Here is a 21,424-nt window from a genome sequence, read left to right as displayed (position 1 = left end):
GACACCTTACGAGCGAAGGGCGCCGACGGGCGCTGCGGGCTGCGAACGTACCGATGTGGCGTTCCCGGTCGGTGAGCCCCCGACCTTGGGTCTCGCCGCCCCTTCTACAGGTTCGTGAGACCGAGGGGTTTCGGTCACACCAAGCAGTACCTCGAGATACCGTTCCGCCGCGTGATCAACGCGGTAGTGGCCCGCTCGCGCTCGCAACCGCTCGCGATCAGGCGGGCTATCCAATACCGACTTAATAGCCGCCGCCAAGGCCGCGGCATCACCGACAGGCACAAGGGGTCCATACACACCACCCTCCAGAATCTCCGCCGGGCCGGCGGGACAATCCGTACTCACCACCGGACAGCCGCAGGCCATGGCCTCGATAAGCGCGTTCGGTAATCCCTCCCAGGCAGATGAGAGCGCGAACACAGCACTATGCGCCATATAAGGATACGGATTGTCCAACCAACCCGGCAACGCAAGGTCGGAGGCTATTCCAAGTTGTTCGGCGAGGGCGGCAAGCCGTGTACGGGCCTTCCCTTCACCAAGGATCATCAGTCGGACCGGGCGCCTCGCACGCACCTTCGCAAAGGCATGAAGCAGTGTAGGAAAGTCTTTCGCAGTAGTCAGGCGTCCGACGCCGAGCACTACAAGCGGCTGGCCGGTCCGGAACCAGGGATGGTCGAGGGGAACTCGCGCCTGCTGCTCAAGCTCAGGCGTCACGACCGGGTTCGGGATAACAACGATCCGCTCACGAGGGATCCCGACGACACGCGACAAATCGTGCGCGATACCCTCCGAATTGGCGATGAACCCATCGGCCCATGGATACAACAGCCTGGCCAATATCGGTAACAGCGGTCGCGGCCACCTTTTGGTGTTCCACGCCGAGCGCGACAGATGATTGCTGACTCGCAGCACAAGACGGGTATGCGTACGCGCCAGGCAGCGCGCCCATACTGCGGCACGATGAACATGGCTGGCGGCGGCAAGCAGAACATCGGGACACTCATGGCGCAGATACCGGATCAACGAGGACACACTGGCTACGACCTGAAGGCGGCGATTGCTGCGGACCAGCGGAAGGCGAAGCAGTCGGGAGTCGAGCGCCACCAGTCGTACATGAGGCGAGACTGCCCGCCTCAGTGAGCCTTCGGATTGGATGACCACGAGGTGGACAACATGGCCCCGTGCGGCAAACGCGTTCGCGAGGGTTACCGTCTGTCGCGGGGCGCCGCCGCCCCGCAGGCTGGCTACGAAGAGCGCGATGACGGCCTTCGTAAACGGCCGAGCACCCGATCCCAAGACCTCACAAGGTCGCTCACTGGCATATCCCGCCATGGCAACACCAACCACCGTGAACCTTATGGTATGACGCACCACGTACGCATAAAGAACGCCGCAAGCGCGCCCTGTCGATTCTATTGCTACTACTAATATGATGCCAGCGGCCTCTCTAGGTCAATCCTCTGAAATCACTACGATTTTTGGTGAGGGAACGGAGCGGGATGGTCAGAATGGGACGACGGTATGGCCGATTATTCGCACGCCAAGCTGCGGGCAAAGCGAAGCCATACCCGCGCCTTCTTGGCCTTCTGGGCCCGACTCGATCGGGCGTGCGCGTCGTAATCGTCAGGCGTTTGCCATGCCACATATGTCGCTAACTTGGCCAGAGCGGCGAGGCGGATCTGAGCGGAGGGCAGCAGGCCCGTGTGCTTGTCGGTAACGCAAGACAGCCAATGTTCGATGGATGAACGTAATTGGGGACACTGTTGGATCAGCTTGATGAGATCGGCGGCTACAGGCTGGGTGTTGCAGCGTTCCCAGTCGAGTACGAAAAGGGTACGATCCTGACCCACCAAGAGATTACTTTTCGCCAGGTCACCGTGGCCGAGCACAACTGGAACGGTCAATTCTCCGAAGGCGAGCCACGTTGCGACCTCTTCCCGGAATCGTTGTACACCTGGATCGTTCTCGTCAAGGAGGCCGGCCACGACCGTAAAGATCTGTTGCCGGTTATACAGATTTGCAGCGTGTTGCTGCTCTATGCCACTTCGGCTGTAATAGGCAAAGAGGGCCGGCAACAGTCGTTCTGAGACCAGCGGCCAGTCTGAAGAGAGACCGAAGGGACGGCCTGTGATGGCCTCTTCCAAAATATAGGGCGGCTGCGTTTCCAGATCCGCGTGGATGATGCGTGGAACTCGCACGCCGGGGGCCCCGCCGAACTGTTCCCTGGCGATATTCGCGCGCTGGAGGTCTTGGCCGTCCAAAGGGCCGAGCGCGATCCACAGGGTCTTGGGATCCTGACCGCCGTAGAAGGCACGCAGGCGTGAGCGGAGGAACACCGCAACGGCGGGGCTACGGGACTCGATCCGCGGTGCGCTGAGCCACAGCCGCAGGCCGGAGAGGGTACTCTGCAACGGAATGATCGGCACGTCGAGGTCGACGCCGGAAAACCGCCGGCCAAACAGTCGGAGACGGTTAAGGAGCAGATCCTCACTGATGAGCCAGTCTCCCGATTGCCGAAAGCGCCGAGGAGTCCTGGATGCGGGAAGAAAATGGTCGAGGCAACCCTCGACCGCCTCGAGTACCTGCATCGCTTGCCGACTCCCATAGGCTTCGAGGCGTTGTCCTCGAGGCAGGCGCGCAAACTCGATCACCCGCGCTCCGCTATGAAGAGGAGGCGAAACGGCTCCTTTCCGATGCATGGCGTCTCGCCAAGGTAGCGTACTGTGTAACCCGCTGGGGCCACCCGACGGAGGGCCGTGACGTTGGTGTTGATGATAGAGTTTCGGTCCAGGTCTATGATGTCCGGGGCGCTCTCCTTGTATTTGGACCGGATGCTCGCCGGTTCGAAGAAGAGCTTGCTACGGGTATGGGTCAGCAGCGTCCGTATCATCTCCCAGGACACCTCAAGACCAAACAGTCTGGCCCAGTAGTGGTGGACCGACAGGCACAGCGTCACGTCAAACTCAGGCAGTCGAGCGATCTCGCGTGGACCGAGATTCATGATCATGAACCCCAAACCCGGAACGTCTTGGTGGAGTGCGCGCGCCTTTTTGACGACTCCGGCGTCGGTATCGATGCCGAGGGCGATCAGTCCCGCCTCGGCCGCCTTGCGTGTGAACACCCCAACGTTACACCCCAGGTCCAGCAGCGTGCCGTCCCCAGCAGAGATTTCACCGGAGATCATGGCCCATCGGTTGTCCATGCCACCGCGCCTCTTCTCCTGATAGGGAGGGTTGCCGCGCCACACTCGCGCGACGGTCTTCTTTACTCGCTTGATGAGAGGCATCTACTCACCTTATCTCGGCTGCCTTCAAAGGCTGCCGCTCCAGAGGGCAGGATTCATGCCGTCCGAACCTCGAAGATATCCTCATGCCGACACCTGACCTCTACCCGACGCGGAACCCCGGTAATCCTCCGCAATCGCTCCGCCTGCTCCTGAAGGGTTGAGGCATCCAGGTGTGGGAAACGCTGCCGTCGATAGTCCGCACTGTAGCGAGGGTCGCCGGCCCGCATTTGCTTTCGCTTTTTGATGGCCCGCCGCTCGGCTGCTATCATGCCGGACAGGCGGGACGGAAGGCGGCTCAGGCCCACATGGGGTGAGCGGCCGGACAGTAGTGTAAGCAGTCTGGCAGATGCCAGATCGCCGTCGAACCCATAGATAGCACGGTTCACGAGACGTCGGCGGGCGCCACCGGGATCGCGATCGGGAGCAGGGTCCCGGATGGCCGAAATCACCTCGCCTTCCGTACGACACTGTGTTCCCAACTCGTTGGGAAGCCGAAACTCGTAGCCCCGATCCTCGACAGGAAGAAAGGACACAATACGTGTGCCGAGCAGAAAACCTTCTACGGCTGTGGTGCAGCCGCTTTGGATAAGACAGTCGCAAGCAATCAGCCACGGCACCACATTGCCCTTACCGCACACCGAGACATTTGAATACCCATCGAGGAGCTTTCGCCAGAGGTCGTGGTTTTCTGACGGGTGAGGTCTCAGGATGATGCGGCGGTCTGGAAACGCGTGCGCGATCGCCGGGATCAACGCCTGGTAGGCCTCGAATGTTGCCTGCTTGTACTCGAAGCGGCCCTTGACATATTCCGCCGGCATCCCAACTGCCCCGTACCCCGGCACCCATTGCCCGTGGTCCAGATAGAGAAGGTTCCAGGTGTTGAGATAGCAGTTGACGGCGTTGAAGTTGGTGTTGACAAGGATAAAATCGTCGTGCTCTTGCCGCAGTTCGTCCACCTGGTCCTGAAAGAGCTCACGCATCTCAGGCCGCAGGAGGTCTGCTCGCGGATTGCCGAGGACGTGGACGGTCTCACGACGGCACTCCGGATGGCCGTAAAGGAGGTTGCGGTTCTCCTCCCCCCACGCTATCAGCAGGTCCACGAAGTTGAGGGCACCCCGGCCCACGCGCCGGGCATAATAGATCTCCGGCGGGAAGGTGACGACCGCCTCTTCATCCCATGCGATGACATAGTGCCCGATCCGCCGCATAATCTCCAGCATTTTGACGTCTCGCTGGATGAACGATTTGGCGATATAGACGCTCGGGGGGAAACGGCCGATCCGTTCGTGTATAGACCATTTCGATCCGATCACGCTCGTCCAGCCTTCCTGGGCGGCAAGGACCGCGACGAGCAGCTTGGCGTCCAGCTCGCGGACCTGGTTCTCGACCGGAATGATCAGGAGAGGCGTCATCTGCCAGCCCCACTATCGATGATCACTGCTCTTCAATATCCTCGCGGCGAGTGATTCTCCATCCAACCCATGATGTCTTAGCACCTCTGACGGTGTTCCCCACGCCGGGTATCCCTCGACGGCGAACTTCTGGAAGTGCCGCCCGGACATCAGGCCGGAAGCCGCCAGTGTATTGAGAAGCGTGTCGCCTAATCCCCCCACCGGCGCATGATCTTCCAGTACATAAATCGCGTGGCTTGTACCAATGGTGGTCAGCAGCCAGTCAGGGTCGACGCGGTTGATCCACGGCATATTGACCACCTTCACATCACACTTGCTCTTGCGCAAGATTTCGGCTGCCGATAATGCCTCGTGAAGCATCACCGGTCCATATGTGAACAAGACGGCGTCGCTTCCACCGACCAAGGTCACACCGCATCCACGCTCCAGCGCATAGTCCGCGGGCAATTCGATAGCGCGCGGCGAGGGGCCAATGATGAGTCTCAATACGCAGCTCTCCTCTGCCTCTTCGACGCAATACCGAACGGCCATGCGTGTTTCAAGAGCATTACAGGGCTGGAGGATCGTAAGATCTGGAAGGGCCCCACAAAGAGAGATGTCCCTGACGCTCTGGTGTGACTGTCCGGGCCCGGCCGGGATCAACCCGGCGTAGTGACAGACGTAGATGATCTTGGTCTGCTCGCACGCGTTATTATAGATCTGCTCGTTGGCCCGCGCCGCCAAAAATGCCCCAAAGGTATTGACCACGGGCAGCAGTCCCTGGAGCGCCAGCCCCCCCGCCATCGAGACCATATCCTGCTCGGCAATCCCGTTCTCGATAAAACGTTCAGGGTATCTGCGCTCAAAGGTACGGATACGACAGTCGGCGGCCAGATCGGCATCCAACACCACAAGATCCTCTCGCTCAGCAGCAATGTCGAGTAGTGCCTCGCCAAAGGCGTCAGCCACATATTCGCGGGACACGGTGCTTGACGCCTTCTGATCGAGCGGGACTTCTTCCAGGATCAACGGTGCTTGGCCCGATCGAGCGAGGCGTTCCTCGATGCGCGCAATAATCTCCGCGTAGGCCTTCATGAACGACTGATCGTCAGGAGCGCCAGAGTGCCAGCAGTACAGGCCGCCGCCCGCCTTCAAGGCGGCCGGATGCTCCATAAACGAGACCCCTCGGCCCTTGATGGTATCGGCAATCAGTATCGTTGGCCTGTCGGTGATCGCCCTGAATTCCGCAAAGGCCTTTTCCAGTTGTATGAAGTCGTGTCCGTCGCAACGGGCCACGCACCACCCAAACGCCCCCAACTTGGTTTCCAGATCGCCCAAGTCGCAGATGTTGCGGACGGGTTTGTCGGACTGGACTTTATTGTGGTCAATAACCACACTGATATTCGCAATCCGTTGATGAGCCGCCGTTTGCAGCGCCTCGAAGATCTGTCCTTCCTGCAGCTCACCGTCGCCCGTCATCACGAAGATGTGTCCCTGATCGCCTCGCAGACGTTTGGCGAACGCCATACCTTTTGCCTTAGAGATCCCCATCCCCAGCGAACCGGTGTTGGCTTCGATCCCAGGCGTGCTGACATCGGGATGTCCGCACGTCCCCGCCAATCGCCTCAGGTTAAGGAACTGATCTTTCGGAAGAAGACCCAGAGAGTAGAGGACCGCGTACTGGCCAGGTACGTCATGGCCCTTCGAAGAGAAATAGATGTCGCGGTCGCGATGATCGAACCCGAACGCCACCGTATTCATCTCTTCGTAGTACAACCATACCACAATGTCCATCGCGCTGAGACTGGAACCGAGATGGCCGGATCCGGCACGCTTGACCGATGCCAAGGTGTTTGCTCGACACATGTCGGCAATCAGCGCCAGCCGGTCATATTGATTGATCGATGCGGCGCGAACACGTTGGAACTCCTCGAAGGGGATGAGCGTAATCTTGATCAACTGTGATCCTTTGCGATGTACGGGGCATGGGGTACGTGGGGCAGATTCGCCTGACCACTCTGCACCAGCTCTTCCGCAATCCGCCAATCAATTGGTCGATTCACATCAAAGCCCTCGTAGCCCTGCGTAAAGAACGGCATCACCACATGTCCCGCAATTATACGTTCCTCCAACACGACCCGCGTCCACGCGATCTCGAGACTGGCATTCTGGACATACACCTCCGGTAACGATTGATATTGGCTGCTGTGCCACGGCTGGTCCGGTGGAGTGAGGGGCAATAGAGGCATCATCCGTTTCCCCCGAACGACCCACATTTTGCCCGGATGATTCACGCACTTTTCCACCGCCCGGAGCGAATCCACTCCCTTCTCTTTGAGGAACTCCTGCCACGCCCGTCGGATAGTCTCAGGGTGACGAAACGGGCTAGTCGGCCGCAAGATACTGAAGCAGTCGAATACTCGACCATCATGCCGGAGCCGCTGTAGCGTATATTCTACCCATTCGATATCCGGCGAAAGCTCGCCGGCGTACTGGGATGGTCGCAGACACGGTGTTTCAGCACCATAGTACCGCGCAATGTCGGCGTACTGTTCGGAATCCGTTGAGACCACAACCGCCGAAAAGATCGTACTGTGCAGTGCGGCCGTAATCGTATAGGCGATCAAAGGGTGTCCGGCAAACGGTCTGATATTCTTATGCGGGACCCGCTGGGAACCGGCCCGCGCCGGGATCAGCGCGACGATACTGGGCGTTTTAATTGACGACGACATCGATTCGACTACAATTGATGAGGATCGATGTTGATGTAGACATCTTTCAGTTCCGAATAGACGTCCAGCGCCTCGGTGCCGGGCTCACGCGAGCCGTTGCCCGACTGCTTGAAACCGCCGAACGGCATGTGAGGCTCGCTCCCATAGGTGCCGGCATTCACAACGGCGACGCCCGCCTGCACCTTTTGCGTAAACTGGAGCGCCCGATGCAGGTTGCGGGTATGGATGCAGGCCGTCAGCCCGTATCGCGAATCGTTCGCCACGGCTAAGGCCTCGGCGAAGTCTGCCACACGATACAGGCAGGTAATCGGGCCGAATAGCTCGATGGTCGAGATATCGTCGCGGGTCCCCGCGTTCTCGATGATCGTGGGCGCCATATAGAAGCCGTCGCGATGCGCAGGATCGGTCAGCCTGTACCCTCCGGTGAGAATGACTGCACCCTTCTGACGTGCGGCGTCGACCGTACCGATCATGCGGTTGAGCTGCTTCTCAGTAATGACCGGCCCGAAATCGTCATCGTCGCCCGGCCCAATCTTCAGTTGCTTCGTCCGGTTCACGAGCATGTCACGAAACTGTTCGTAGACTGCGTCAAAGATGATGATCCGGCTTCCCGACGCGCAACGCTGTCCGGCATTACTGAAGGCCGAACGTAACGCCCAGACGACGGCGTTCTCCATATCGGCATCGTCGCAGACGACGAACGGGTTCTTCCCCCCCAGTTCAAGCGAGACCTTCGCCAGCCGCTCGCCCGCAACCCGCTGAATGGAGCGCCCGACCGCCGTCGAGCCGGTGAAACTGATGACGCCGACGTCCGGATGTGCCACCAGCGGCGCGCCCGCCTCTTCTCCATATCCCTGGATGATGTTGAGTATCCCGGGCGGCAGCCCCGCCTCGCATGCGATCCGGCCGATCATCCAGGCGGTCGCCGGTGCGTCTTCCGCGGCCTTCACCACGGCGGCATTGCCGCAGACCAGGGCCGGAAAGATCTTCCAGGCCAGGTTGGCGATCGGGGTATTGGCCGGAACGATCAGACCTGCGACACCGATCGGCTGGCGGATCGTCATGGCAAACCGGTCAGGTATCCCGCTGCTGGTTGTGCGACCGTACAGCCGCTGCCCCTCACTGGCATAAAATAACCCGAGCGCGATCGCCCCACCGGTTTCGGCAGAGGCATCCTTGTAAGACTTGCCGGTCTCACATGCAACGATCCGGGCCAGCTCGACCTGACGGGCCTGCATGCCAAGGACGATTTTATGCAGGAGCATGCCCCGCTGCACAGGGGGGGTATCCGCCCACGCCGGGTGAGCCCGCTTGGCGGCGTTGACGGCTTCATGCACATCCTCTGTCCGCGACCGCGCCGCACGACACGCCGACGTCCCGTTAGCGGGGTTGACCTTGTCAAACCACTGGGCCGAGGCGGCCGGGCGCTGCTGTCCATCGATCCAGTTCTGGACCTCCGGTGGGAACAGCCTTTCCGTCATCTGTATCTCCTCTTGCTCACCAGGCTGTCCACCCGCCGTCAATCACGACATTCGCCCCGGTCATATACGACGAGGCGTCGGAGAGCAGAAAGACAATCGCCCCGTTGTATTCGTCTTCGCGCGCCAGTCGCCCCAGTGGAACGCGCGCGGAATAGTTTGCAAGAAACCGATCATCCTGGTTGTTGAAGACCCCACCCAGGGTCAGTATGTTGACCCGTACATTGCGATCTGCCCAATAGGTCGCCAGGTAGCGAGTCAGGTTGAACAGCCCAGATTTGGAGGCGGAATAGGACACCGGCTTGAAGAACGGCGTTCCGCCCGCACGGCGATATTCATAGATACGCTGATCAGGAGAGACCATCCCATAAATGGAGCTGACGTTGACGACCGAACCACGACCGGCTGCGGCAATCTGTCCTCCTACAACCTGGCAGCAGAGGAAGGCCCCCTTCAGACCGACCTCGATGACCGTGTCCCACGAACTTTCCGGGTAGCCCTCAAACGGCCCGTTTTCCTCTACCGGTGCGTGAGGCGGAGAATCAAGCGCCGCATTATTGATCAGCGCATGAGGTATGCCCCATTTCGCGTTCACTCGACTCAGGCCGGCCTCAATCGAACATCGCGATGTGATATCGGCCCGTACAAACATCAGGTTCTCGTCGTCGGACCGATCCCCGAACCGTTCGGTGATCCACTGTGGCTCGGTCCGGATATCAAAGATGGCGACCTTGGCTCCACGGTCTGCCAGCGCCAGGCTGAACTGCCGACCCAACTGCCCGAGCCCACCGGTCACGATTGCAATCTTGTCCTTCACACTGAACGGGTCGTGCATCATTCAGGGATCACTCCCGTTACCGGGGCCGTCAGCACCCGTTCGAAGAGATCACAGATCTCGCGCACCGCCCCGTAACCGCCACGTACACTGGTCTGATACCGCGCGTAGGGGATTACATCCGGATGGGCATCCTGGACGACAATAGGCAGGACGACACGCGTAAGGCACGGTAGATCGTTGATATCGTTACCGACAAAGGCCACCTGTGTCAACGACAGCCCCATATCCAGAACGTTAGATTCCAGCACGGCGCGCTTATCGTGACATCCTTGCACGCAACGAATCCCCAGTTTTCGGCTACGCGCCGAAACAACCGGATTGGTCTCGGTAGAGATGATCAGCGTCGCCACCCCAAGCCGTTCGAGTTTCTGCAACCCGATGCCGTCGCCACGGAAGCATCGCACCGCCTCGCGGCCATCCTCGAAGACATAGACCGTGTTATCGGTGAACACGCCGTCGAAATCGAAGACGACCAAACGGATCGCACGGATCAGCTCCTCAAGCGATCGGGCCTCGCGCGCGGGAGTGCTGGCTCTCAGAGCTGAATGCGGCGGCACTGAGCTAGATCGGGCCTCGCGCGCGGGAGTGCTGTCCATTATCGTCCGGTATCGGCCACGTCCTCAAACAGGATATTCTCATCCGCATTCAGATGGCGCAGGAGCGATCTCCCGATGAGATGCTCGAGTTCATAGGGTGGCAGACCGTCATTGGGCGATTTGATGGCAAGGTCCTCGCGTGTCAGGACGTGGCCGGCCGGTAAGTCGCGAGTTGCCACGAGTTTCTTACCCATCTTGAACAACGGTTTCTCTTCACTGGGGATCGGCCGCTTGTTCCCGTCGCCTAATGCGGCGCGTACCCGGTGCAGGTCTCGTACCAGTTTCTGCAGGCCGATCGGCTCCAGCGAAAAGGCGTGATCCGTGCCCTTCCAGGCGCGATTCAGGGTAAAGTGCTTCTCGATCACCTGCGCGCCCAGCACATTCGCTATGAGGGCCATAGCGATGCCGTTTTGATGATCCGAGAGGCCGATGATGACGTCCGGGAATCGCTCGCGGTAGGTGAGAATGACGCGCAGGTTCATCTCCTCGGGCTCGACAGGGTAACTCGCCGTCGATTGCAGGAGGCACAGTTGAGGATTGATGGGCATGATTGTGTCGTACGCGCGCTGCACATCCGCAAGGGTGCCGCCGCCGGTGCTGACGATCATCGGCTTACCGATCCTGGCCACATGGGCGAGGAGCGGTGTATTCTTCAGATCCCCGGATGCGATCTTAAAGGCCGGCATATCCAGTTCCGCCAGAAGGTCGGCGCTCACAAAGTCAAATACCGTCGCAAACATCGTCACCCGCAGATCGTTCGCGTAGCGTTTCAGTTCGAAATACTCCTCCCGCCCGAACTCCAACGCCTCACGATGGGCTCCATACGTTGGGCCGAAGCTGTGCTCGGTATTGTACGGCATGTTGTAGATCGCCGACGTGTAGAGCGAACGATTGTCGCGCTTCTGTAGCTTGACCGCGTTCACACCGCACTGTTTGGCGACGCGAAACATCTCCTTGGCCTTTTCCAGGTCGCCCTGGTGGTTGTGGCCGATCTCGGCGATCACGTAGCAATCGCCGCCATCGTGGATACGATCAGGCCCGATAGTCAGGCTTCGCGCCATAACGCAATTCCTCTCACGATACCACACCGGCTCTTCAGGTTGTGGTGGAGATAGAAGCGGCCTACCACTCGCCCTTGACGTCGCTGATCTGATAAGTGGTGGGTTCAACCGACATGCGTAAACGCCCCTTAAGGTTTACGGAAGAGCCGCAGCGTTGTTTCGCGATGATTCCGAGCGGCGCTACGGGGTCAGCCCGGTCTTTACGGACGCAAAGGCCCGGCAGATGTGATCGATCTGGTCCGGCGTATGTGCCGCGCTGACGCTGCATCGCAGCAGGCTCCCGCCGTCCGGGGCTGCCGGCGGCAAGATCATGTTGACATAGACGCCCTGATCGAGGAGCCCGTTCCAAAAGGCGATCGTCTCTTCCTTCTGACCGAACCTGGCTGCAATGATCGGACTGGGTTCGGGACCCAGCCTGAGCCCTAATCCCTTTAACTCATCGTATAACCGCCGCGCATTGGCCCAGAGCCGTACGCGGAGCCTCGGCTCGGTTCGAAGCTTATGCAGTGCGGCTCGTGTGGAGGCGACAACCGAGGGGCAAGGTGATGCGGTGAAGATATACGGGCGGCTGACATACCGGATCAGATCGACCTCTGGGTGATTCGAGACGCAGAATCCGCCGGTCGCACCCAGGCTTTTACTAAATGTTCCGACGATAAAATCGACGCTTTCTTCGACACCGGCCTCCTCAGACAACCCTCGGCCGCGCCTTCCTAATACTCCGAGCGAATGAGCCTCGTCGACCAGCAGGTAGGCGCCGTACTCCCGTTTGGCGGCTGCAATCTCCACGAGCGTCGCTCGGTCGCCGAGCATACTGTACAAACCCTCTACAATGATCAGCGTGTTGGTGCTGCGTTCCTTTAAACGCATGAGGCGCTTATCAAGATCGGCCACATCGTTGTGACGGAATCGAATGACCTCTGCTCCGCTCATCCGGCATCCGTCATAGATGCTTGCATGGCAGTCGGCGTCGATCAGGATCACATCACCAGGGCCGGTGAGCGCCGCAATGACGCCCAAGTTCGCCAGATAGCCGGTTGAAAAGACGTTGCACCACCGACGTTCGAAAAATTCCGCCAACTCCTGCTCTAACGCGAGATGCCCGTTGAAGCTGCCGTTCGCCATTCTGGATCCGGTCGTACCTGTCCCCTGCTCCTGGACTGCCTGGACCGCCGCTGCTATGCACTCGGGATCGAAGGTCAAGCCGAGGTAGTTATTCGTTCCTACCAAGATCGTGGGGCGGCCGTTGACGACGGCTTCGGTCGGCGACAGAATCCGTTCGATCGTCACCCGAAAGGGGTCCTGGCTGAGTTGTGTCAACGCCTCACGGGCGTCGGCGAGTTGTCGGAACTTGTCCAGAAGGGGGGTCACGGATGATGCTCCGTCAGTTGTTCAATCTGTCGGGCAAAATCCCGGATAGTCCGCACATCCGGGATGACATTTAACGGGATAGAGATGTCGAATCGTTCCTCCACCTCGAGCAGAACCTCCATGACCTTCATCGAATCCAGATCCAGATCGGCGACGAGGTCTGTCTCATCGGAAAGGGTCTGCCCATCCTGCGCAAACGGTTTCAAGATCTCATAGAGTTGTGGCAGTATCGTGTCGTAGTGGGCCATGTGGGAACCGGAAAGTTTTCAGTTTCTAGTTTTTAGTGGTTAGTGATCAGTTCCAATTGTCTGTCGGTCGGGCGATGCGATTTCTCATCTATTTATGCTCGCAACTCAAAACTAGAAACTAAAAACTCATCATTCGGTACCCTGAAGGCCGAGCGTCAACCGCAGCCCCTCTTCCAGATGTACCCGTGGCGTCCAGTCGATCACCCGGCGGAACGGGGCGTTGTCGCAGACCCAGTTCGGGTGCCTGAGTTCCCGCACCTTGGCCGGGGTCAACATTGGAGCGTATCTTAACACGGAAGCCGCCGTCTTGTTAAGTCCGGCTATCAGGTTCAATAGCGATTCCGGAATCTCGAAACGAATGACCCATTTTCCTCTGAGCCGTTCGAAGGTTTCGATCACCTCATGCCATGAGTAACCCTGCGGGTGCCCATCATCCAACTCGAATGCGCGCCTCTCACAGACCTTGCCGTCAAGCCATCTCATTGCGGCCTCCGTCAGATCGTCGACATAGATCAGCGAGAATCTGGCATCTATGCGGCCCGGTATGGGGGCGATCCCGTGCAGCATCAGGCGCAGCAGCGGTAGTAGCTCGCGGTCTCCCGGACCGTAGACCGCCGGGGGACGAAGTGCGGTCCATTGGAGCCGATCTCCCGCTGTCGCGAGGGCGATCTCTCCCATCCGTTTACTGGCTGCATAGGGAGACAACGCGGGTTCGCGGGCGGCCAGAGATGAGATGAGCAGAAACCGGGGTATGGGGTGGCGGCTGGCGGCGATCGCGGCTAGTCGAGAGACCGCCTCGACGTTGACTGGGTAAAAGTCGGCCTCGGTCATTCCTCGGAGGACGCCTGCACAATGGATGACAACGTCCGAATCGCCGACCAGGCCCTCAAGACAATCGCGATCCTCAAGCGTTCCCTGCACCCATTCCAGCGAGAAGGCAGCCAGATGTCTCGACGGGGTTGGCGAACGACGGAGCGCGCGTACCCGCCATCCTTCTGTTATCAGTCTTCGAGCCAGGGCACTTCCGATGAATCCAGTGGCTCCCGTCAGCGCGACGACGCCGCGCATGAGTCCGCTTGCTGGTCAGGCTGCGTCGGTCGGAGGAGACTCAATCCGTTTCGACCGTGAAAGAGACCGGCCAGGTCGTTCCGACCCAAGAACTCTTCCCGGGTCTTTGAGCGGGATAGCTTGCCGGAGGATGTACGAGGGAGGGTGCGGGGCGGAACCAATTCGACGAAACAGTCGAGCGCGAAATATTCGCGGATCAATCCTTGTAGTCGGCGGATGATGTCGGCCTGTTTTGCGGTATCCGTCTCGCGACAGTGAAGGACCATCACGGCCAACTCAGTCCGATCGGGCGCCTCTACGGAGAATGCGCACGCGTCTCCCGGTCTGACCTCCGGCAACTCCTCGGCGAGGTGCTCCAGATCCTGGGGCCAGATGTTTCGACCGTGGACGATGATGACATCCTTCTTGCGACCGATAATGACCAGGCTTCCGTCCACGAGATACCCCAGATCGCCTGTGTCGAGCCACCCGTCCGAGGATAAGACCTTTCGGGTCTTTTCGGGATCGCCGAAGTAACCGGACGTGACGTTGGCGCCCCGAATGAAAATGACGCCGGCGTGACGATCCGGCAGGACCTGGCCCTGTTCGTCCCGCACCTCGACCTCGACGCCGGAGAGTGGGATGCCGCAATTGACAAATCGACTGCTGTTCGTCTTGTCGGCGCCGGACGCTGCCTCACACTCATTCAGGGGAGATGCGACGCCGAATCTGGCTAATAGGGTCTGATCTACCTGATCGACGGTGATGCCCTTCTCGATCGGCGCAAAAGTGACGGCGAGGGAGGCCTCTGCCATGCCGTAACAGGCCACAAATGCGCTCGGTCTGAAGCCGCTCGGCGCCAGCGCCTCCGCAAATTCCCGCAGGACACCTGGCCGAATAGTTTCAGCGCCTACTCCGGCGGCCCGCCACGCGCTCAGGTCGAACCTGCCGCCCTCATCCCGCCGCAGCCGCCTCACGCACATCTCGTACCCGAAGGACGGACTGAATGAGATGGTGGCCTTCGTCTGTGTCATCAATGACAGCCATAATCGTGGTCGCATCGCAAACGACTGCGTTTTCAAATAATCGACGGAGACCTGGCAGACCATCGGCGCCAATACGAAACCCACCAGCCCCATATCGTGATAAAAAGGGAGCCAGGACACGGCACGGTCGCCGGGGCGGATCTGCAGGCCCTGCCGCAGAATCCCTTCCAGATTCGCAAGCACCGCCGTTTGGGTAATCATCACCCCGCGAGGAAACCGTGTACTGCCGGAGGTGTATTGAAGATAGGCCATCTCGGAAGGACGCAAAGGCTCCAACTCGTCCGGTGCTTCCGGCAGGCAATCAAAGGTTTCCGGTGTACCGACGTGCGTCAACGCCAGCCCGTCGGCGGCCTCGCTCAGGAAAGGAAAGAATTCCGGCGGCGCCATGGCGACGGACGGACGGCAATTGGCCAGCAGTGCGCGGAGTTGGGTGACATATCGTTTACGACCGCTGATCAACAGCGATGCCGACAACGGCACAGGCACCAGACCGGCGTACTGACATGCAAAAAAGAAACGCGGAAAATCCGGACCGGTATCCGCCACGATGGCAACCCGAGCGCCGCGCTCGAGATGCAGGCTCATGAGGCGCCGCGCCAACGACCGCGCCTGCTCTCGAAGGTCTGCATACGGCAGTACCGCATACAATTCCCCGCGGTCTCCGTAAAAGTTAAATCCGGTCTCTCCTCCGGCTGCGTAATCCAGCGCCTCGGCCAGCGTCGAGAAACCTGTAATCCGAAGCGGCAGGGTATTCTCAGTCGGCGTCGGTCCTGTTGTCATCCCCCCCACACCCCCTGTACGCAAAACGACGTTACCTGGTAACCCTAACCCCTCAGTGCCGGTCAGGCTCTTTACGCACCGCTCAAAAAAGAGCAGAACGACTTCATGTCACCGTAACCACTGCGAGCGGTAAGACCACAACCCGAGCGGCGCACGTAACGCGACAAGCGGCAGATCGCTGCCGCTGTAAGTCTCCCGGATAGAGCCGGTCATCGAGATGTGTTACAGACCGTCGTTGCGATACCCCTACCCGCCGATGTGGCGTACAGCAGCACGGCCGGTCGTGCCGTCTACCGGAGCGCGCATAAGATGATGTTGAACGCCGTCAGTAAACGTGCATAATAGTAAAATTCAGCGTCAGCCGTGATATCGACCGTTATCACACCGAAAAGGCGGACGGTATTATATACAAGACCCAAGGGGTTTTGTGCAACAAAAAAACGAAGGGGAGGCGCCGATTTGCCAAACGGGAATAGATCGACCCCCGCATGGGTGACATAGTGTCCGGTCGGAACTCCACCACGCTGCCCGGGGACATACCGCCTGCTGTGCATACAACGTCCGAAGCCGTACGCATTGTACCGGTACACGGATCGCGCGACCTGCGCCGGTTCATTCAGCTCCCGTCGTCGTTCTATGCCGACGATCCGGTCTGGGTCCCTCCCTTACTGATGGAGCGACGGGAGCACTTTTCCAGGCGTAATCCATATTTCGCGCACGCACGCTGCTGTTTCTGGCTCGCCTTCCGGGGGGCCAGGTCGGTCGGGCGAATCAGCGCCCAGATTGACGAATTATATGAGGAGCGGTATCGGGATGCCACCGGATTTTTCGGGTTATTGGAAGCCGAGGATGAGGCGGAGACCTTTCACGCATTGTTGGGCACGGCGGAAACCTGGTTGCGTGACCAGGGGATGTCGCGTGTCCGGGGTCCGTTCAATCTCTCGATCAATCAGGAGTGCGGCCTGCTTGTGGAGGGGTACGATACGCCTCCAATGATCATGATGGGCCATGCCCGCCCCTACTATGCCGACCGAATTATTGCAGAGGGATACCATGGCTCGAAGGATCTGTTGGCCTATCGTATCGCCACCGATTTCGTTCCACCTGCGCTCATGAGGGCCGCCGTCAGGAAGGCCGCCGACTGTGTTCGGATCCGTCCGTTACGCAGATCGTCGATGAACGAGGAGTTGCGGATTCTCAAAGAGATCTTCGAGGATGCCTGGTCGGACAATTGGGGTTTCATTCCCTTCACAAAAGAGGAGTTTCGACATCTGGGGCACAGCTTGCGCCTGTTGGTTGAGGACGAGTGTGTGCAGATCGCGGATGTCGATGGGGTCCCGGCCGGGATGATCGTTGCGCTACCGAATCTGAATGAGGCGATCCGCGATCTGGACGGACGGTTGGTGCCGTTCGGCTGGCTGAAACTCTTGTGGCGACTGAAGGTGCAGCGTCCGACAACAGCCCGTGTCGCGCTGATGGGTGTGCGCAAATGTTTTCAAAGAAGCGCGCTGGGGACCGCGCTGGCCTTCATGCTCGTTGATGCCGTACGCGGCTACGGCATCAGGCGCGGCATCCGAGAGGTCGAACTCTCCTGGATCCTGGAGGACAATATGCCGATGCGAAATATGCTCGCCGTGATCGGGGGCGCACCCTATAAGCGCTACCGGATCTATGAAAAGGCATTGCGGTGAGTATCGGGCAGCCGTTCACGGCGATTGTGCTTGCCGGCGATCGTGCGCCCGACGACCCGGTCGCACGTATGGCGGAGGTCTCGTGCAAGGCGCTGGTTCCCGTCAACGGGATTCCCATGGTTCTTCGCGTGCTGGGTGCGCTGGCCGACGCGCAGGCGATCGACCGGCGCATTCTGTGCGGACCTGAGTGGCGCACCGTAGAGGCGAATGATGAGCTTCGCCGCCTGGTCGGGTCCGGTGCGATCGGATGGCACGAGGCCCACGCGACGCCCAGCGTCAGCGCGTACACCGTGATACGGTCGTTGCCCGAGGATGCTCCGATTCTGCTGGTGACGGCGGACCACGCCCTGCTTCATGCCCAGGTCATCGATTATTTTTGCGCGGCAGCGCGGGCGAGTCGGGCGGATGTTGTCGTCGGGCTGGCCGCCTACGATCTGGTGGCACACGCCTATCCGACCATGCGGCGCACCGTGCTCAGATTCCGAGACGGCGGGGTCTGCGGATGCAACCTGTACGCATTTTCAACCGCGCGAGGACGCGCGCTGATACAGTTCTGGAGTCACGTGGAGGGGCTGCGCAAGAGGCCGGTCCGACTCATCTCGATGCTGGGCTGGGTGACAGTCGTGCGGTTTCTCTGCGGCCGGTTGTCGCTTCGTCAGGCGCTCGCTCGACTCTCGCAGCGCCTGAACCTCTCGATCGACGTCATTATGCTCCCATTCCCTGAGGCGGCGCTGGACGTCGATACGGTCAGCGATTGGGAGCTGGCACAGGCAATCGCCGGGGCAAAAAAATCATAAATACGGCGGATGATCGAGGGCCGCCCTTTACAAGCCAACATGTCTTTGCGCATTTTCCAGGTCGGCAAGACAGTCTATCTCAGCCCACTTGAGACCCTCGATGGGACAGGTCCAGACCAGGCCCGCTTGCGCCATTTCATCGATGACCGAGAGATACCAGCGCCTCAAAGCATCAGGGTGTCGGAGCGCGCGATTAATCGCATCGGCGAAGAGACCCGGTCCATCTCCGCGAAACAGTGTCATGCCGATCGATTCTCCATGTGACTGTTCCGGCCTCAGGGTCTTTCCGACCCTGAGCAATTTGCGTCCTTCCACCATGACCTTCATATCGTCGGCATCGTACGCCGGTTTGCGGTCGACAACAAGCGTGACCGGCATGGGCGGGGTCTCCAGGAGCGATTGAAAAATGGCCGGTTCGAACAGCGTGTCCCCGTTCAGGAGGACAAAGTCCTCCGTCATCAGGTGACGAGCCAGCCAGCAACTGGCCAGATTGTCGCTGACGGCAAAAAAGGGATTGTACAGGGTCGTCACCTGATCCGATCTGAAATGGCCGGATATGACCTGCTCTACCTTGTCGGCGCCGAAACCGACCACCACCGTCACCTGATCGATGCCGCACTTCATCAGGTGGGCGATCTGCCGCTCAATCAGAGAGTGGCCCCCGATCTGGAGCAGGCATTTCGGAACCTCTACTGTCAGCGGGAGCAGGCGTCGTCCCTGCCCAGCGCTCAATATGATGGCCCTCATCCATATCCTCCTACGAACCTACGTACGGATACCCCTGTCATGGCATTGACCGTGATATCAACAAAGAGCGGACTTGTGCGATCCGGCGATAGTACGATACCATATCACACCTTGCAACGGATAGGTGCGACATTTCATGGAGCCCCATGTTGATACTCGATCGGTATCTGACCCGCGAGATCGCCAAGCCTCTTATCATTTTCTGTGGCGGGCTGTTATTGCTGTTTGCCAACTTCACCGCCGTCCGGTATATGAATCGGGTCGCCGACGGCCTCATGCCCTTCCAGAGCGTTCTGCCGCTGGTCCTGGTCAGGGCTGCCGTCGCGCTGGAGATCCTGCTGCCGGTCGCATTGCACCTGTCGGTTGTCGTCACGCTGGGACGTCTGTACACCGATTCCGAGATGACCGCGCTCTTTGGCTCCGGTGTCAGTCCGTCGCGGATCATAAGGATCGTGTTTGTGGGATCGCTCGTCATCGCGGCGATCGTGGCCCTGCTGTCCATCTATGTGCGGCCATGGGCCAACGACAACCGCTATCGTCTGGAGCGCGAGGCGGCTGCAGATGTCGATCTGAACGATATGCAACCGGGTCACTTCTACGAAAACTCCTCCGGCACGGTCTTGTTTTTTCAGCAGCGCGGCCAGAGCAGCGGTCGCATGCAGAAGGTCTTCATCCAATCCCGCACGGACGATCTGATTCGGCTCGTCTGGGCTGAAGAGGCCCATTACCCTGAACGGGTGGAGCCGGGCGCCGCTCGCGTATTGGTCTGTTCTGAGGCGGTGAGCTACGAGATCTCTCGGACTCGGGCTGCGGTCAGGCAGGCCACCTCCGATCAGTTAGTCCTCGAGTGGGAGAAGGCGCAGACCCTCTCGGAGGAGTACCGGAGAAAGGCCGCCCCGACCTGGCAGTTGGCCGGTTCAACTTCGGTTAAGGACATTGCGGAGTTTCAGTGGCGGCTTTCGACCCCGGTGGCCGCGCTGCTGATGGGATTGTTGGGCTTCCCCCTCAGCCATGCCAGGGCCCGTCAGGGTAAGTATGCTAAGTTGTTCGTATCGGTTGTGAGCTACGCTACCTTTTATAACTTGAATATGATGGGAAAGACATGGGTAGAAAAGGGGGTGGTGGGCCCCATTCCGGGCGTCTGGTGGGTCCATCTTCTCCTTGGGGTCGTGGTGGCAGTCCTGTTGTGGGGACGGATGCGGAATCCATGAGTACGATCGATCGCCATATCTGGTTCAGGGTCATCAGGGGGTATGCGTTGGTGATGGCCGTCCTCTTATCGATCTTCAGCCTCATAGCGTTCGTCAACGAGCTGGACTCGGTAGGTCGCGGTACCTACACCTTGGGCGAGGCGTTTCTGAATGTCGTCCTGACGATACCGAGCCGGATGATCGAGCTGGCGCCGGCGACCGCCGTGTTGGGGAGCATCATCGGCCTGGGCGAGCTGGCAAGCAGCCACGAACTGATCGCTATGCAGGCGTTGGGCACCTCGCCGACGCGCATCGGTGTATCGGTCACCGCGACCGGCATTCTCCTCATGGCTGTGGTAGTGGGGATCCAGGAATGGGTGGCGCCGTCCACGGATCAACTCGCCTACATGCGCCGTATTCGGGCGATTACGAAGCCGGACGCCCTCCATACCAGGCAGGGTTTCTGGTCGCGCGACGGGCGACAATTCATCCGGGTGCATAAGGTGCTCCCCGGCCGTATCCTTTCCGATGTCGAGATCTATGAATTCGACGAGCGCGACCGGTTACGCCTGATGACGTGGGCGGGGCAGGCCGACCCAGAGGATTCGGACCGGTGGGTACTCAGGGACGTGGTGCAACGAACGATGGGCGAGGAGGGGGTCGTATCGAAACAGTTGGCCACGCTTCCCTGGGCCGGATCGCTCACGCCGGCGCAGGTGGACATACTGGTCCTCCCTACCGATGTACTCTCGCGTTCGACCCTCAGTCAGTATATCACCTTCCTGAAAAAGACCGGTCAGGACGTGGCGCGTCTGGAGATCCGGCTCTGGCAGCAGCTTACAATGCCCCTGTCGACCCTGATGATGGTGCTGGTAGCGATCCCCTTTGTCCTCGGTCCCCTTCGGAAGGCGACAGCCGGCAAGCGGATTCTGCACGGATCGCTGATCGGCGCGACCTATCATCTGGGCAGCCATTTTGTGGCCCATCTCGGGGCCATCTGGCATCTCAATGCCCCGCTGACCGTCCTAAGCCCGCTGGCCGTGCTGGGCGTGATGACGGTGTGGGTGTATCGACGCGTCCACTGAGCCCGTCATCGAGCTTAGTAGCTTTAGCGGCGCTGACTTA

The 21,424-nt window shown here is 59.7% G+C and carries 19 protein-coding genes; 4 read left to right on the top strand and 15 right to left on the bottom strand.

Annotated elements, in window-relative coordinates; all coding sequences use genetic code 11:
* Window positions 1-6: 6 nt before the first annotated feature.
* The 14 genes from C3F12_04125 to C3F12_04060 all read right to left on the bottom strand — a co-directional run bounded on the left by C3F12_04125 (window position 7) and on the right by C3F12_04060 (window position 15,874).
* Window positions 7-1,332, bottom strand: coding sequence for a glycosyl transferase (locus C3F12_04125; protein ID PWB47175.1), 1,326 nt, complete (start codon window positions 1,330-1,332; stop codon window positions 7-9).
* Window positions 1,333-1,529: 197 nt separating this feature from the next.
* Window positions 1,530-2,699: a hypothetical protein gene (locus C3F12_04120; GenBank protein PWB47174.1), complete on the bottom strand. Its 1,170-nt coding sequence runs from the start codon at window positions 2,697-2,699 to the stop codon at window positions 1,530-1,532.
* Entirely contained in the window at window positions 2,648-3,286 is a 639-nt protein-coding gene (locus C3F12_04115; GenBank protein PWB47173.1) for a hypothetical protein, read from the bottom strand. Before C3F12_04115 ends, C3F12_04120 begins: the two co-directional genes overlap by 52 nt.
* 53 nt (window positions 3,287-3,339) lie before the next feature.
* Window positions 3,340-4,698: a hypothetical protein gene (locus tag C3F12_04110; protein ID PWB47172.1), complete on the bottom strand. Its 1,359-nt coding sequence runs from the start codon at window positions 4,696-4,698 to the stop codon at window positions 3,340-3,342.
* 12 nt (window positions 4,699-4,710) lie between these two features.
* A complete protein-coding gene (locus tag C3F12_04105; GenBank protein PWB47585.1) occupies window positions 4,711-6,543 on the bottom strand; it encodes a 1-deoxy-D-xylulose-5-phosphate synthase in 1,833 nt (610 codons plus the stop codon).
* Between the two features lie 89 nt (window positions 6,544-6,632).
* A complete protein-coding gene (locus C3F12_04100; protein ID PWB47171.1) occupies window positions 6,633-7,409 on the bottom strand; it encodes an acylneuraminate cytidylyltransferase in 777 nt (258 codons plus the stop codon).
* Window positions 7,410-7,417: 8 nt separating this feature from the next.
* Window positions 7,418-8,890, bottom strand: a complete 1,473-nt coding sequence (locus C3F12_04095; GenBank protein PWB47170.1) for an aldehyde dehydrogenase — start codon at window positions 8,888-8,890, stop codon at window positions 7,418-7,420.
* A 16-nt stretch (window positions 8,891-8,906) separates the two neighbouring features.
* The gene (locus C3F12_04090; GenBank protein PWB47584.1) at window positions 8,907-9,722 is read right to left on the bottom strand and encodes a short-chain dehydrogenase; all 816 of its coding nucleotides are present in this window, start codon (window positions 9,720-9,722) and stop codon (window positions 8,907-8,909) included.
* Entirely contained in the window at window positions 9,722-10,264 is a 543-nt protein-coding gene (locus C3F12_04085) for a 3-deoxy-D-manno-octulosonate 8-phosphate phosphatase (GenBank protein PWB47583.1), read from the bottom strand. Before C3F12_04085 ends, C3F12_04090 begins: the two co-directional genes overlap by 1 nt.
* A 56-nt stretch (window positions 10,265-10,320) precedes the next feature.
* Window positions 10,321-11,382: an N-acetylneuraminate synthase gene (locus tag C3F12_04080; protein PWB47169.1), complete on the bottom strand. Its 1,062-nt coding sequence runs from the start codon at window positions 11,380-11,382 to the stop codon at window positions 10,321-10,323.
* 180 nt (window positions 11,383-11,562) lie between these two features.
* The gene (locus C3F12_04075) at window positions 11,563-12,753 is read right to left on the bottom strand and encodes an 8-amino-7-oxononanoate synthase (GenBank protein ID PWB47168.1); all 1,191 of its coding nucleotides are present in this window, start codon (window positions 12,751-12,753) and stop codon (window positions 11,563-11,565) included.
* The gene (locus tag C3F12_04070; protein PWB47167.1) at window positions 12,750-13,001 is read right to left on the bottom strand and encodes an acyl carrier protein; all 252 of its coding nucleotides are present in this window, start codon (window positions 12,999-13,001) and stop codon (window positions 12,750-12,752) included. Before C3F12_04070 ends, C3F12_04075 begins: the two co-directional genes overlap by 4 nt.
* Window positions 13,002-13,130: 129 nt before the next feature.
* Window positions 13,131-14,069: a hypothetical protein gene (locus tag C3F12_04065; GenBank protein ID PWB47166.1), complete on the bottom strand. Its 939-nt coding sequence runs from the start codon at window positions 14,067-14,069 to the stop codon at window positions 13,131-13,133.
* The gene (locus tag C3F12_04060; protein PWB47165.1) at window positions 14,048-15,874 is read right to left on the bottom strand and encodes a fatty acyl-AMP ligase; all 1,827 of its coding nucleotides are present in this window, start codon (window positions 15,872-15,874) and stop codon (window positions 14,048-14,050) included. The genes C3F12_04065 and C3F12_04060 overlap by 22 nt, the downstream gene beginning before the upstream one ends.
* Before the next feature lie 488 nt (window positions 15,875-16,362).
* Here C3F12_04060 and C3F12_04055 point away from each other — a divergent pair, with 488 nt between their 5' ends.
* A complete protein-coding gene (locus C3F12_04055) occupies window positions 16,363-17,565 on the top strand; it encodes an N-acetyltransferase (GenBank protein ID PWB47164.1) in 1,203 nt (400 codons plus the stop codon).
* The gene (locus C3F12_04050; GenBank protein ID PWB47163.1) at window positions 17,562-18,362 is read left to right on the top strand and encodes a MobA-like NTP transferase domain containing protein; all 801 of its coding nucleotides are present in this window, start codon (window positions 17,562-17,564) and stop codon (window positions 18,360-18,362) included. The genes C3F12_04055 and C3F12_04050 overlap by 4 nt, the downstream gene beginning before the upstream one ends.
* 27 nt (window positions 18,363-18,389) lie before the next feature.
* Here the strand turns inward: C3F12_04050 and C3F12_04045 are convergent, their stop codons facing one another.
* Window positions 18,390-19,097: a nucleotidyltransferase gene (locus tag C3F12_04045; protein PWB47582.1), complete on the bottom strand. Its 708-nt coding sequence runs from the start codon at window positions 19,095-19,097 to the stop codon at window positions 18,390-18,392.
* Between the two features lie 158 nt (window positions 19,098-19,255).
* On the opposite strand from C3F12_04045, the gene lptF reads away from it, so the two are divergent.
* Both lptF and lptG read left to right on the top strand, forming a co-directional pair.
* Window positions 19,256-20,320, top strand: coding sequence for an LPS export ABC transporter permease LptF (gene lptF, locus C3F12_04040; protein PWB47162.1), 1,065 nt, complete (start codon window positions 19,256-19,258; stop codon window positions 20,318-20,320).
* Window positions 20,212-21,384 carry an LPS export ABC transporter permease LptG gene (gene lptG / locus C3F12_04035; GenBank protein ID PWB47161.1) on the top strand — a complete coding sequence of 391 codons (1,173 nt, stop codon included), beginning with the start codon at window positions 20,212-20,214 and terminating at the stop codon, window positions 21,382-21,384. The genes lptF and lptG overlap by 109 nt, the downstream gene beginning before the upstream one ends.
* The last annotated feature ends 40 nt before the right edge of the window (window positions 21,385-21,424 follow it).

It is taken from the genome of Candidatus Methylomirabilota bacterium, from assembly GCA_003104975.1.
GTDB lineage: Bacteria > Methylomirabilota > Methylomirabilia > Methylomirabilales > Methylomirabilaceae > Methylomirabilis.
The sequence above is the reverse complement of the archived record's forward strand: the minus strand, read 5'-3'. Positions and strand labels throughout refer to the sequence as shown.

What these genes read in the sequence shown, in the direction of transcription:
- lptG (PWB47161.1), top strand. Translation starts at nt 20,212, where the DNA reads ATGGGTAGAAAAGGGGGTGGTGGGCCCCATTCCGGGCGTCTGGTGGGT.
- lptF (PWB47162.1), top strand. Translation starts at nt 19,256, where the DNA reads ATGTTGATACTCGATCGGTATCTGACCCGCGAGATCGCCAAGCCTCTT.
- C3F12_04125 (PWB47175.1), bottom strand. Translation starts at nt 1,332, where the DNA reads ATGGCGGGATATGCCAGTGAGCGACCTTGTGAGGTCTTGGGATCGGGT.
- C3F12_04080 (PWB47169.1), bottom strand. Translation starts at nt 11,382, where the DNA reads ATGGCGCGAAGCCTGACTATCGGGCCTGATCGTATCCACGATGGCGGC.
- C3F12_04060 (PWB47165.1), bottom strand. Translation starts at nt 15,874, where the DNA reads ATGACAACAGGACCGACGCCGACTGAGAATACCCTGCCGCTTCGGATT.
- C3F12_04100 (PWB47171.1), bottom strand. Translation starts at nt 7,409, where the DNA reads ATGTCGTCGTCAATTAAAACGCCCAGTATCGTCGCGCTGATCCCGGCG.
- C3F12_04065 (PWB47166.1), bottom strand. Translation starts at nt 14,069, where the DNA reads ATGCGCGGCGTCGTCGCGCTGACGGGAGCCACTGGATTCATCGGAAGT.
- C3F12_04095 (PWB47170.1), bottom strand. Translation starts at nt 8,890, where the DNA reads ATGACGGAAAGGCTGTTCCCACCGGAGGTCCAGAACTGGATCGATGGA.
- C3F12_04055 (PWB47164.1), top strand. Translation starts at nt 16,363, where the DNA reads ATGGGTGACATAGTGTCCGGTCGGAACTCCACCACGCTGCCCGGGGAC.
- C3F12_04120 (PWB47174.1), bottom strand. Translation starts at nt 2,699, where the DNA reads ATGCATCGGAAAGGAGCCGTTTCGCCTCCTCTTCATAGCGGAGCGCGG.
- C3F12_04115 (PWB47173.1), bottom strand. Translation starts at nt 3,286, where the DNA reads ATGCCTCTCATCAAGCGAGTAAAGAAGACCGTCGCGCGAGTGTGGCGC.
- C3F12_04110 (PWB47172.1), bottom strand. Translation starts at nt 4,698, where the DNA reads ATGACGCCTCTCCTGATCATTCCGGTCGAGAACCAGGTCCGCGAGCTG.
- C3F12_04105 (PWB47585.1), bottom strand. Translation starts at nt 6,543, where the DNA reads ATGTGTCGAGCAAACACCTTGGCATCGGTCAAGCGTGCCGGATCCGGC.
- C3F12_04090 (PWB47584.1), bottom strand. Translation starts at nt 9,722, where the DNA reads ATGCACGACCCGTTCAGTGTGAAGGACAAGATTGCAATCGTGACCGGT.
- C3F12_04070 (PWB47167.1), bottom strand. Translation starts at nt 13,001, where the DNA reads ATGGCCCACTACGACACGATACTGCCACAACTCTATGAGATCTTGAAA.